Source organism: Streptomyces sp. NPDC048197, from assembly GCF_043202395.1.
Taxonomy (GTDB): Bacteria; Actinomycetota; Actinomycetes; order Streptomycetales; family Streptomycetaceae; genus Streptomyces; species Streptomyces siderophoricus.
In genome coordinates this window covers 65,754-76,780 of sequence record NZ_JBIDAJ010000015.1, presented here as the reverse complement: position 1 = coordinate 76,780, position 11,027 = coordinate 65,754, and the positions used below count along the sequence as shown (strand labels likewise).

The following is an 11,027-nucleotide window of genomic DNA, read 5'->3' as shown; positions in this document are numbered from 1 at the left end:
CCGGTCAGCCGACCGGGCCGCCCAGGAGCTTGCCGACGCGTTCGCGCAACTCCTCCCAGGCGGCCCGGCGGTCGGCCAGCCAGGCCCGCTCCAACTCGCCCGCCAGCTGCCGCAGGCACACCCCGAACTCGGTGAGCACGGCCAGGTCCAACCGGGCCGAGACATGCCGGCCGGAGAGCGTGTCCCCGCTCAGCAGCGCCCGCCGGGACACCGCCTCCAGCGTCCGCGGGGTCAGCGCGCTGGTCACGCCCCAGGCCACCAGCCCGTCGGCATAGCGGGTGTCGGGCCCGGCCGGCCCGTGCGCCTCGGTGGCGGTCCACACCAGCCGCGGCGGCCGGGCACCCGCCGCGGCCAGCGCACGCCAGCGGTCCCCGGCCAGCCCGTGCTCGTACGCGTGGTAGACCAGCCGGGCGTGGGCGAGCGCGGTACGGCCCATGGGCGGGCGGCCGGGCGGCGCACCGGCCGCGGCGAGCCGGGCATCGACCGCGGCGTCCAGCGGGGCGACCGGCAGCGACACGGCCGTGTGGACGCCGTCGAGCCGCAGCCCGGCCCGGCGGGCCCGCTCCAGACCGGTGAACAGGGCCCGTTGCACCTGTTCGTAGCGGTGCACGGAGAAGACCGGGGTGACGTCCACGCCGATGCCCTCGCCGACCAGCTCAGCGATCGCGTCCAGCGACTCGTCGGTGGCCGGCAGCTTCAGCAGCAGATTGGGCCGGTCCACCGCCCACCACGCGGCCCGGGCCTCGGCGGCCAGGGCGCGCTCCGTGACCGGCACCGGGTCGACGGACACCAGCCCGGACCGGCCGCCGCTCGCCCGGTAGCGGCGCAGGAAGACGTCACAGCCCCAGCGGGCATCGACGGCCAGCAGCCGGCGGGCCGCCTCCTCGGGGCGGCTGCCGCGTTCGGTGAAGTCGTCGAGCTGGGCCCGGTAGGCCGGCCCGGCCACCGCGTCGAGAAGGTCGTGGCCCGAGGTGGTCAGGCCGGACAGCGGCCGCTTCGACGCCATCCTGGCCAGTTCGCCCGACGCCAGCAGGTCCCGTTCCAGGCCGTCGAGCCAGAGCGAAACGCCCTCACCGCACAGGCGTTGAAGACCGTCGCGGGTGTGCTGTCGCATGGTCATGGGCTCGGCTCTCCCTTCACGGCAACGCACGAGGGCAAGCGGCCGGGCGTTCCGGGGGATCGGGGACGGGGACGGACGAGGGGGGAGTGGGGAAGGACGGGGCGGTGAGCGGCGGGGAGCCGGGGCGGGGCCGGGTACCGTCACCGGTCTGCTTCGACGATAGGGCGCAGGTGAGCGGCCCGGCAGCGGACGAACGGCTACTTCGTCAGGTGCCGTGCGGCGCCGGCGAGGAGCGCCGTCAGCACCGCCGCGAACCCGCCCAGCGCGCCGAACAGCACGGTGAGCGCACCCCGTTCGACCAGCGGGGCAGCCAGTGCCACACCCGCGGCACAGGCCAGCACGCCGGACATGGCGAGCACCGAGGCGGCGGTACCGCGGGCGCCGGGCGCCAGCAGCCGGGGCGCCCAGGTCTGCAGGGTGGTGTGCAGCGGGCCCCAGGCCAGACCCAGCAGGACGGCCGCGGCGAACACCACCGGCACGGCCGGGCGCACCGCCAGCAGCACCGTCGCCAGCAGCCCCGCCGCGCCGCCGGCCGCGAGCAGTACCCGAGGCCGGCCGGGCCCGGGCAGCCGCCGCACCGCGACCGAACCGGCGCAGACGCTCGCGCCGTACACCACCGTGACCAGCAGCCCGGCCCGGTCGCCGGCGCCGACCGCGGTCAGCGTCGGGGCGAGCAGCGCGGGCACCCCGAGCAGCACCAGCCCCTCGGCCACACCGAGCCCGGCCAGCACCCACAGTCCGCGGCTCCGTAAGAGCCGCAGCGGCCGCGGCGACCGCAGCCGGAGCGACCGCGGCCGTGGGCCGCGGGTCCGTACGGGAGAAGGGGTGGCGGTCGGCGGCAGCGCGCGGGTGTGCCGGGCCAGCACCGCGGCGAGCAGGGCGACCACCGCGAACACCGCCCGCCAGCTGGTGAATCGGGCCGCGAGACCGGCCAGCAGCGGGGCGCCGACGGCGACCGCGGAGGTCAGGGTCATCATCCGGGCGTAGGCGCGCCGGCGGTCGGCGAAGGCGCCCAGGGCGTCGTGGTAGAGGCCGGCGCAGGGCGCGACCGCGGCGAAGCCGGCGCCGCAGGCGGCCCGGGCGGCGACCCACAGCCGCGGATCGCCGGCCACCGCGGCCACCGCGGCGGACAGCGCGGCCACCGCCAGCCCCCAGCGCAGCGCCCGGCGCGGTCCGAACCGGTCGGACAGCCGGCCCCACAGCGGCAGCGCCAGGCCCTGGCCGAGGGAGTAGGCGCCGATCGCGGCCGTGACGGTGGCCAGGTCCGTGTGCAGCGCGGTGGCGAGCACCCCGAGCAGCGGCGCGGTGAGGTGCCAGTCGGCGTTGCCGACGGCGGCCGCGAGATGGAGGGCCGGCAGCCCGGCGGCGGTACGGCGCGCGGGCGCGGTCCCGGGTGCGGTGCCGGGCGCGGTGCCGGGTGCGGTCCCGGGTGCGGCCAGCGCGGCGGCGGGCGCGGCCGGCGGGGAGAGCTGGGCGCTGGTGGACACTACGCCGCCTCACGGCCCTCGCCGGCGCCGGGGACGTCATGGAGCAGCACATACCGGGTCAGCTCGACCCGGGAGCCGATGTCCAACTTGGTGAAGGAGTGCCGTAAATGGGTGTCGACGGTGTGCGGCGAGATGCCCAGCCGCCGGGCGACCGCGCGGTTGGTGAGCCCCTCCGCGACCAGCCGGGCGACCCGCAGTTCGGCCCGGGTGAGGCTGTCCCACCCGAAGGCGCGGGTGCCCGTGCGCCAGGTGCTGGAAAACGACTGAGTGGACATCGAGAAAGTCCCGTCCGTGAATTCGGCGGTCCGGTGAATGCGAAAGGAGGCGCACCGCTGCATCCGCACGGGAAATTGCGGTGCATTCACCGGTGCCGCGAGAACGACTGATCCACCACCGAGTCTCGGCGCGGACGGGAAGGCGCGACAACGCGGGCGCGCCCACTCCGTCAAGTGGGCGCGACTAGGTCAACTCCGCATCAGTCACGGGCCAGCCGGGGGAAGAGGGCCAGGGCGTTGGCCCGTCCGACGGCCGCCCGCTCCTCCTCGCCCCAGCCGTCGTATTCCACGAAACCGGCGGTGTTCTCCGCGGTGTGCGCGGCCGGCATGAACGGGAAATCGCTGCCGTAGAGGATCCGCGCCGGATCGGCCAGCTTCTGCAGCGCCGGCAGGGCGAATTCATTGGCGGACATCGCGATGTCGTAATAGAGCCGGCGCAGGGTGCCGATGACGTCCGCGGGCGCCCGCTCGGTGAGGTACCGGCCGATGGTCGGCCCGTACGTCAGCCGCCGGGCGAGGAACGGCAGGGCGCCGCCCGCGTGCGACACGATCATCTTCAGCTCCGGCAGCCGGTCCAGCACCCCGTTGAAGAGCAGGCTGGCCACCGTACGCGTGGTTTCGAAGGTGAACTCGTAGAGCGACGGCGGCAGATCGAAGGTCGCCAGGTCCCGGGTGGGCGGGGTCCCGGGGTGTACGTGCACCGGCACCCCGCGCTCGGCCAGCTCGGCCAGCACCGGCTCGAACACCGCATCGCCCAGGTAGCGCCCCTGGTAGCTGGTCAGCACCCCGGCCCCGTCCAGCTTCAACTCGTCCATCGCGTAGGCGAGTTCGTCCTTGGCGGCGGCCGGGTCGGACAGCGGCAGCACGGCGAAGGCCGCGAACCGGTCCGGGTGCGCCTCGATCAGCCCGGCGAAGTACTCATTGACCGTACGGGCCATCCGGCGGGCCGCGGCGGGGTCCTCGTCCCCGTCGAGGAAGGTCACGCCCGGTGCGGTGATCGACAGCACCGCGGTGGCTATTCCGTTGCGGTCCATCACCGCAAGGCTCTCCTCCGGCGTCCAGGTCGGATAGTCGACCCCCGGAATCGCCACCCGGTTTCCCAGCGCTTTCGCATAGGCCGGCGGAATCGCGTGGTGGTGGACGTCGATCAGCGGCGGCAGGCGGTTCATCTGCGGTTCCTCTCGCTTACGGTGTGCGGGCCATGGCGTCGGACGTACGTCGCGCCGTTCAGACGTACGTCGCGCCGTACTTCTCGACGATCCGCATCGCGTTCGCCAGGTCGTTCTCGTACTGCTCCGGCGGGGGCGGCGGGGTGTCCTCGTCCGCCGGCGTCCCGACCTCGGCGAAGAACTGCTCGACACCGCCAGGGAGGAACATGATCAGCATCTTGCAGGGCTGGTCGGACACGTTCTTGAAGCCGTGCACGGTGCCGTGCGGCACGAAGACGAACGACCCCGCCTCGGCGGTCAGTTTCCGGTCGCCGTTGAGCAGCTCCAGCTCCCCTTCGAGGAGGTAGAACGCCTCGTCCTCCTTGTGGTGGATGTGCGGCGGCGGCCCGCCACCGGGCGGCACGATGCCCTCCATCAGGCCCAGCGCCCCGTTCGTGGTGTGCACATCGGCCTTGATGGTGTAGCGGTCGCCGAAGACCCAGCGGCTCAGCCCCGCGCCCGGCGGTACGTAGATGGCCCGCGGCGCCCGCGGATGCGAAAAGCTCATGATGCCCTTCCCGGTGAGGGGTGTCCGTTCCCGTTGGTCGCTTACGCGCTGACGCCGCCGTCGAGGACCAGGTCGTGGCCGACCGCGAAGCCGGACTCCGCCGCGGCCAGCCACAGCACCGCCGAGCTGCACTCGTCCAGCGTCCCGGCGCGGCCCAGCGGCAGCCCGTTCGCCATCCGCTCGGCCCGCTGCGCCTCGGTCTCGCCGGGCAGCAGCGGCCACAGCGGGGTGTCGATCGGGCCGGGGCTGACCGCGTTGATCCGGATGCCGTCGGCGATGTACTCCTTCGCCGCGGTACGGGTCAGCTGGGAGACCGCGGCCTTGGTCGCCGAATAGGCGCCGAGCCCCGGCAGCGTGATGTGCCCCAGGTTGGAGGCGTTGTTGACGATCACCCCGCCGCCGTGCTCCTTCATGAAGCCGATTTCGTGCTTCATCGACAGGAAGACACTGGTGAGGTTGGTGGCCAGGATCCGCGCGAACTCCTCGTCCGGGACCTCCGCCAGCGGGCCCGCCGTGAAGGTGCCGGCATTGTTGAAGGCGATGTCCAGCGCGCCGTACCGCTCGGCCGTAGTGGCCACCACCCGCGCCACATCGGCCGGCACGGAAACGTCCGCCACCACGGCCGAGGCGGTACCGCCCTCGCTCTCGATCAGCTTCACGGTCTGCTCGACCGTCGCGGCCGTCCGCCCGGTGACCACCACGGTGGCCCCCTCCCGGGCGAAGGCCAGCGCCGTGTTGCGGCCGATGCCCGAACCGCCACCGGTGACCAGGGCGACCTTCCCGGCGAAACGCGCTGCCATGGAACAACTCCTCACGTCGTCATGCGGGTCAGAGCCCTCAGCTGCACAACTGAGGCGTCATGGACCCGACTTGGCTGGTCCGGTCCGGCCACGGGGCCGGACCGGCACCCCCGACAGTGGCCGGTTCCCGCCCGCCGGACATCCCCGGAACACGTGATGCGGGCCGCCCCCGTACGGCGGGACGCTGGCCGGCAGTCCACCCCTCGCGCACGAGCGGGTTCCGCAACGTCCCCTGCCTGACCGGGAGTTCCGCATGACCGACATCGCCGACACCCACCTCCGGGCACGTCCCGGGGCCGGCGGCCGGGAAGGACCCGCCGCCCGGCCCCCCTGGGCGGTCTTCTTCCTGCTCGCCGTCATCCAGTTCATGGTCATCCTGGACGGCAGCATGGTCGTCTCGGCCATCCCGTCCATCCAGCGCGACCTGGACTTCTCGCCGTCCTCCATCGCCTGGGTGCTGGACGCCTACATGCTGGCGTACGGCGGGTTCCTGCTGGTCGGCGGCAAGGCCGCGGACACCTTCGGACGCCGCCGGCTGTTCAGCGCCGGCCTGGTGCTCTTCACCGTCGCCTCGCTCGCCTGCGCGCTGTCCGCCGACTCCTGGCAGCTGATCGCCGCCCGGGTCGCCCAGGGCCTGGGCGCCGCGCTGGTCTCACCGGCCGCGTTCGCGCTGGTCACCGACCTCTTCGAGGAGGGCCCGGTACGCAACCGGGCCATGGTGCTGTGGGGCGGCATGAACGGCGTCGGCGGCGCGGCCGGCGTGCTGCTCGGCGGCCTCTTCTCCGCCGTCGCCTGGCAGCTCGCCTTCCTGATCAACATCCCGGTCGGCGCGCTCGTCCTCGTCCTGGCGCTGCGCAAGCTCCCCAAGGGCCGCCCCACCGCCACCGGCGGCATCGACCTGACCGGCGCCCTGGCCTGCACCGGCGGCCTGACCCTGGTCATCTACGCGGCGGTCCGCGGCGGCGCCCAGGGCTGGCTGGCGCCCGCCACCCTCCTCGAACTGGCCGGTGCGGCGGCGCTGTTCGCGGCCTTCGCCCTCCGCCAGCGCACCGCCCGCACCCCGCTCGTCCCCCGTGTGCTGTTCCGGATGCCGAACGTCGTTCTGGGCAACGCCGCCAACCTCCTCGCCGGCGCGATCCTGCTCGGCGGCTTCACCGTCGCCAGCCTCTACCTCCAGCAGGCGCGCGGCCTCGGCCCCGTACCGGCTGCGGCCCTGCTCGTCCCGCCGAACGTCGCCGCCCTGGTCGCCTCCCAGCTGTCCGGGCGCCTGATCACCCGGATCGGCGCGGTCGGCACGCTGCTGACCACCCTCCTGGTCCAGGCTGCCGCGGCCGCCTGGTGGGCACTGGCCCTGGACGCCCACGCCCCGCTCCTGACCGCCTTCGTCCTGCCCTCCATGGTGTGGTGCGCGGCGCTCGGCGCGGCCCTGCCGTCCCTGTACGTGGTGTGCACCGGCGGGCTCACCGAGGACGTCGCGGGCAGCGCGTCCGGCTGGGTGCAGACGACGATGGCGGCCGGCAACGCGATCGGCGCCGCGGTGCTCACCGCGGTCGCCGCCGAACACACCACGTCCCTGGCGTCCCCCACCGGCGCCGACGCCCTCACCGCCGGCTACGCCACCGCCCTCTGGGTGGCCGCCGGACTCGCCGTGGCGGGCACGCTGTTGACGGTCCGCCTGCGGTTGCGGCGCGAGGTGCCGGCGACGGCCTGACGGGACGGACGCATCCCCGTCCGGGGGCGGAGGGAAGGCAACGGCCTTTCCCCGCCCCCGCCGTATTGCCGGCCGGGGCGCGGCGCGCCTTTCGGAACTCAGTCCGGCTTCGGCCGGGACCGCAGGCGTCCCATCTGTGCGTGGCTGAGCTCGTGGGCCCGCCGCATGTGCCGGATGAGCACCTCCAGCTCGTCCTCGGTGTGCTCGTCGAGGAGCGCCTGCCAGCTCCGGCCGAGGTCGTCCCACACCGCGGCGACGCGGGCGATGCGGTCCGGCACCGGGGTGACCAGGACGCGGCGGCGGTCCTGCTGGTCGGGTGTGCGGGCAACGTAGCCGCCACGTTCCAGCCGGTCGACCAGGCGGGTGGCCGAGCCGGTGGTCAGGCCGGTCATCTCGGCGATCTGCTTCACGGTGAGCGGTCCGGGCTCCGCCGTCAGCAGGCTCAGGCACTGCACGTCGGTCGGGTGCAGTCCGAGATGGTCGGCGAGGGCCTGGTTGAACAGCACGTAGGACGCCAGGTAGCGGCGGGACTCGCTCGACAACTCCTCGTACAGCCGGGCCCGGTGCGGGTCTGTCATCTGGATCACACTCCAAATCGCTGCGCGGCGCAGCAATCTCCCGTAGTCTTCTGCGTGACGCAGTTAATGCGTCACGCAGCGATACTACCTCTTGGAGATTCCATGCTGACCGTCGCCGTCACCGGAGCCACCGGAGCCCAGGGTGGAGCCACCGCCCGCGCCCTCCTGGCAGCCGGCCACCGGGTGCGCGCGCTCACCCGCCGTCCCGACTCACCCGCCGCCGACGCCCTGCGCGACCTCGGCGCCGACGTACGCCACGCCGACTTCGACGACCGCCACTCGCTCCGGGCCGCCTGCACCGGAGCGGACTCCCTCTTCGCGGTCACCACCCCGTTCGGCACCGACACCGCCACCGAAGTACGGCACGGCAAGGCCCTCGTCGACACCGCGACCGAGGCCCGTCTCGGTCACGTCGTGTTCACCTCCGCCGCCCACGCCGACCGGGGCACCGGCATTCCGCACTATGAGAGCAAGCACGCGATCGAGCAGAACCTGCGTGCCGCCGGAGTGCCCTGGACGGTGATCGCCCCGGCCGCGTTCATGGACAACTACGCCGGCGGCTGGACCCTCGACGGACTGCGCCAAGGCACCTTCGGCTGGCCGATGCCTGCCGACCGGCCGCTCACGCTCATTCCGGCCGCGGACATCGGCGCGTTCGCCGCGCTGACCCTCCAGCGCCGTGCCGAGTTCGCCGGCCACCGCATCGACATCGCCTCCGACGCCTGCACACCCGGCCGGATGGCGGAGATCCTCGCGGCCGCCATGGGGCGCCCGGTCGCCCACCAGGAGGTACCCCTGGCCTACGTCCGGGCCCGATCGACGGACCTGGCGGCCATGTTCGAGTACTTCACCACCGTGGGCCTCGACGTCGATGTCGCCGGACTGCGCCGCGACTACCCCGAAGTCGGCTGGCACAGCTTCACCGACTGGGCCACTGCCCAGGACTGGCCCGCGCTGCTGTCCACCGCGCCTGCGCACCGCTGACACCCCCTCACCCCACCCCACCCCGCCCCACATGTGGCCCACCGAAGGAACGACGCGCCCATGAAGCCGATCGGTTACTGGCTCAACCGCACCGACAAGGCCCTCACCCGCTCCATGAACGACATGCTGGCGGAGTTCGGCCTCACCCGGATCGCCTGGCAGGTCCTCAACGTCATCCAGGACACCCCCGACGCCCACGACACCGAAGTCCGGTCGGTCCTCGCCGCCAACGCCGACCCCGCCACGCTGACCGAGGCCATCGACACCGTCCTCGCCGACGGCTGGGCGGCCCGCCCCGCACCGGGCCGGCTCACCCTGACCCCCGACGGCCGCCGGCGCCTGACCGAGGTGTCGGTGCGCGTCGACGCCTTCCGCGAACTGTCCATGACCGGCATCCGGTTGGACGAGTACCACACGGCCGTCCGCGTCCTGGAACGCATGTGCCACAACCTCGAAGGACCGACGAGCGGCGGCCGTTGACCACGACGCCGGAGGCGGCGGGAAAGTGCCGGTCTGCCCTCCGCCCCCGCCCGCCACGGGCTCACACCGCCCACGACCCCTCCGGCCCGGCCTCCGCACGATCGTCGTCCAGCCACACCCGCTGCCCGTCCGCGTCCACGGTCAGCCCGAACCGGGTGTGGTCCGGCCTCCCTCGCCCGACCCACCACCGATGGGCCGCCGCCACCTCGTCCCACAGCCGCCGCGGCCCCGACTGCCAGACCCGGCCCGCCGCCCCGTCCCGGAACCACACACAGGCCCACGAACGGTCGCCGCCCAGCCCGTAGAACCACACCGGCCGGCCCCCGTCACGCTTCTCGGCGACGACGTGGCAGCAGTCCGGCACCCGCAGCCCCAGCACGAACCGCTGCGGCCCGAACTGCCCGCCGAGGACTTCCCCTTCCGTCAGCTTCGTGGCGGATTCGTCCCCGTCGGCCACACTCCCCGTCACATACGCGGAGTGCACCACGGCCGGCGCCCGCTGCGCCCGCAGCTTCATGAACTCCACCGGCCCGGCGAACCGCCCCGCCGCGCTCTTCCCGTCGGCCGCCACGACCAGCCGGACCACGGCATCCCCGTTCCCGAAGTGCGTCCCCCACGGCACGACGACCACTCCGCCGGGCCGGGTCTGCGCCACCCACGCATACGGCACGGACCGCACCCCGCAGGTCGCGATGACCCGGTCGTACGGCGCGTCGTCCGGATGGCCGAGGCCGCCGTCTCCGTGCACCACGCGCACCCCGGCCCCGTACCGCTCCGCCGCGCTACGGGCCGCGGCGGCCACGGCCCCGTCCACCTCCACCGTGGTGACGTTCCCCGGACCCGCCCGGTGCGCCATGAGCGCCGCGTTCCAGCCCGTGGCGGTACCGATCTCCAGCACCTTGTGCCCGGGCCGGAGGTCCAGTTCACCGAGCATCCGGAAGACCACGGAGGGCATGGAGGCGGAACTCGTGGGCACGGCGCCGGGCTCGGTGCCCGAGTGCGTGCCGTCGTCCCACTGCGTCACGACGGGCACGTCGGCATCGTCCGCGTACCCCCGCCACGCAGCGGGGTCGTCCCTCCTGCAAACGGCCACACTCCGCCCGGCCGTCATATCGAACGGCCAGATCAGGTCCGGCAGGAAGGCGGAACGGGGCACGGCGGCGAACGCGGGCGCCCAGTCCGAGGTCAGCGCGCCGGCCGCCATCAGGGCGCTGCCCAGCGCGGCGTGGCCGGGACGCTCTTCGGGTCGCTCGGTGCTCAACGCTCGCCTGCCTTCGGCGGGTTGGGAACGCCGGGGCCGCCGTCGGGGGTAGGGGGCTGGTGCGGCCCGGGGTAGGGCTCTCCGGGCAGTTTGTCGCCCCTGTGGTGGGTGGTCGTCTCTGTCATGGTGCCCCTCCTGCGGTCGTTGTCGGGTCGGTTGTGGTGAGGCTGATGACGCCGGAGCAGTACGCGGCAGTCCACGGCCTTGGAGAAGTCGCCCGCCCTTTCCGCGGCTGCGGCCGCGCGGAGCAGCTCGCCGCAGGTGGCACAGCCGGCCGGCCCGTTCTCCGTCGCGGTCACGTCCCGCTCGCCCTTCCGTGCGGGTGCCCCGCGATCACCGCGTTGCAGCTGCGGACGGCCAGGCGGCGGCCTTGCGTACGGGCTGCCTCCCGTTCCTCTGCCAGCTTCTGGCAGACGTCGCAGGCCGAGACGGGTACGGGTTCCAGCTCCGGGCCGGTCAGGGCCATGGGCCCGACGTGGGTGTGCTCCACCATCCAGTTCCTCACTCTGTGTTGCCGTTCGGTCACCAGGATGGTGTGAATGTCGGTACCGTGGAAGCCACTTCAGCGCCCAACCTGGGTGTTGGTCAGGGAGGGGTATGTACGCGTTAGTGACC

12 protein-coding genes are annotated in these 11,027 nt (G+C 73.6%); 3 read left to right on the top strand and 9 right to left on the bottom strand.

What is annotated here, in order from left to right; all coding sequences use genetic code 11:
* Positions 1-4: 4 nt before the first annotated feature.
* The 6 genes from ACGF4C_RS20790 to ACGF4C_RS20765 form a co-directional block, all read right to left on the bottom strand.
* Positions 5-1,120 (bottom strand): transaldolase family protein, encoded by a 1,116-nt coding sequence (locus ACGF4C_RS20790; protein WP_393568135.1) that lies wholly within the window; start codon positions 1,118-1,120, stop codon positions 5-7.
* A gap of 197 nt (positions 1,121-1,317) precedes the next feature.
* The gene (locus ACGF4C_RS20785) at positions 1,318-2,607 is read right to left on the bottom strand and encodes an MFS transporter (RefSeq protein ID WP_393568133.1); all 1,290 of its coding nucleotides are present in this window, start codon (positions 2,605-2,607) and stop codon (positions 1,318-1,320) included.
* Entirely contained in the window at positions 2,607-2,882 is a 276-nt protein-coding gene (locus tag ACGF4C_RS20780) for a helix-turn-helix transcriptional regulator (RefSeq protein WP_051823293.1), read from the bottom strand. Before ACGF4C_RS20780 ends, ACGF4C_RS20785 begins: the two co-directional genes overlap by 1 nt.
* Positions 2,883-3,082: 200 nt before the next feature.
* Positions 3,083-4,051: an amidohydrolase family protein gene (locus ACGF4C_RS20775; RefSeq protein WP_393568131.1), complete on the bottom strand. Its 969-nt coding sequence runs from the start codon at positions 4,049-4,051 to the stop codon at positions 3,083-3,085.
* Positions 4,052-4,109: 58 nt separating this feature from the next.
* Complete coding sequence (locus ACGF4C_RS20770; protein ID WP_393568130.1) at positions 4,110-4,598, bottom strand: cupin domain-containing protein; 489 nt, start codon at positions 4,596-4,598, stop codon at positions 4,110-4,112.
* Positions 4,599-4,639: 41 nt separating this feature from the next.
* Positions 4,640-5,398 carry an SDR family NAD(P)-dependent oxidoreductase gene (locus tag ACGF4C_RS20765; protein WP_393568128.1) on the bottom strand — a complete coding sequence of 253 codons (759 nt, stop codon included), beginning with the start codon at positions 5,396-5,398 and terminating at the stop codon, positions 4,640-4,642.
* A 253-nt stretch (positions 5,399-5,651) separates the two neighbouring features.
* Here ACGF4C_RS20765 and ACGF4C_RS20760 point away from each other — a divergent pair, with 253 nt between their 5' ends.
* Positions 5,652-7,109, top strand: a complete 1,458-nt coding sequence (locus ACGF4C_RS20760; RefSeq protein ID WP_393568126.1) for an MFS transporter — start codon at positions 5,652-5,654, stop codon at positions 7,107-7,109.
* Positions 7,110-7,207: 98 nt separating this feature from the next.
* Here the strand turns inward: ACGF4C_RS20760 and ACGF4C_RS20755 are convergent, their stop codons facing one another.
* Positions 7,208-7,687: a MarR family winged helix-turn-helix transcriptional regulator gene (locus ACGF4C_RS20755; protein WP_201810844.1), complete on the bottom strand. Its 480-nt coding sequence runs from the start codon at positions 7,685-7,687 to the stop codon at positions 7,208-7,210.
* Between the two features lie 102 nt (positions 7,688-7,789).
* Here ACGF4C_RS20755 and ACGF4C_RS20750 point away from each other — a divergent pair, with 102 nt between their 5' ends.
* Positions 7,790-8,671 (top strand): NmrA/HSCARG family protein, encoded by an 882-nt coding sequence (locus ACGF4C_RS20750; RefSeq protein WP_393568124.1) that lies wholly within the window; start codon positions 7,790-7,792, stop codon positions 8,669-8,671.
* 60 nt (positions 8,672-8,731) lie between these two features.
* Complete coding sequence (locus ACGF4C_RS20745; protein WP_393568123.1) at positions 8,732-9,151, top strand: MarR family winged helix-turn-helix transcriptional regulator; 420 nt, start codon at positions 8,732-8,734, stop codon at positions 9,149-9,151.
* A 61-nt stretch (positions 9,152-9,212) separates the two neighbouring features.
* Here ACGF4C_RS20745 and ACGF4C_RS20740 read toward each other — a convergent pair whose 3' ends face one another.
* A complete protein-coding gene (locus ACGF4C_RS20740) occupies positions 9,213-10,412 on the bottom strand; it encodes a methyltransferase domain-containing protein (RefSeq protein WP_393568121.1) in 1,200 nt (399 codons plus the stop codon).
* Positions 10,413-10,707: 295 nt separating this feature from the next.
* Complete coding sequence (locus ACGF4C_RS20735) at positions 10,708-10,905, bottom strand: hypothetical protein (protein ID WP_393568120.1); 198 nt, start codon at positions 10,903-10,905, stop codon at positions 10,708-10,710.
* Positions 10,906-11,027: the final 122 nt, after the last annotated feature.

Bases quoted from the DNA above. Each gene is read 5' to 3' on its own strand.
- ACGF4C_RS20765 (WP_393568128.1), bottom strand. From the start codon at position 5,398: ATGGCAGCGCGTTTCGCCGGGAAGGTCGCCCTGGTCACCGGTGGCGGT.
- ACGF4C_RS20735 (WP_393568120.1), bottom strand. From the start codon at position 10,905: ATGGTGGAGCACACCCACGTCGGGCCCATGGCCCTGACCGGCCCGGAG.
- ACGF4C_RS20760 (WP_393568126.1), top strand. From the start codon at position 5,652: ATGACCGACATCGCCGACACCCACCTCCGGGCACGTCCCGGGGCCGGC.
- ACGF4C_RS20770 (WP_393568130.1), bottom strand. From the start codon at position 4,598: ATGAGCTTTTCGCATCCGCGGGCGCCGCGGGCCATCTACGTACCGCCG.
- ACGF4C_RS20775 (WP_393568131.1), bottom strand. From the start codon at position 4,051: ATGAACCGCCTGCCGCCGCTGATCGACGTCCACCACCACGCGATTCCG.
- ACGF4C_RS20755 (WP_201810844.1), bottom strand. From the start codon at position 7,687: ATGACAGACCCGCACCGGGCCCGGCTGTACGAGGAGTTGTCGAGCGAG.
- ACGF4C_RS20745 (WP_393568123.1), top strand. From the start codon at position 8,732: ATGAAGCCGATCGGTTACTGGCTCAACCGCACCGACAAGGCCCTCACC.
- ACGF4C_RS20790 (WP_393568135.1), bottom strand. From the start codon at position 1,120: ATGACCATGCGACAGCACACCCGCGACGGTCTTCAACGCCTGTGCGGT.
- ACGF4C_RS20750 (WP_393568124.1), top strand. From the start codon at position 7,790: ATGCTGACCGTCGCCGTCACCGGAGCCACCGGAGCCCAGGGTGGAGCC.
- ACGF4C_RS20780 (WP_051823293.1), bottom strand. From the start codon at position 2,882: ATGTCCACTCAGTCGTTTTCCAGCACCTGGCGCACGGGCACCCGCGCC.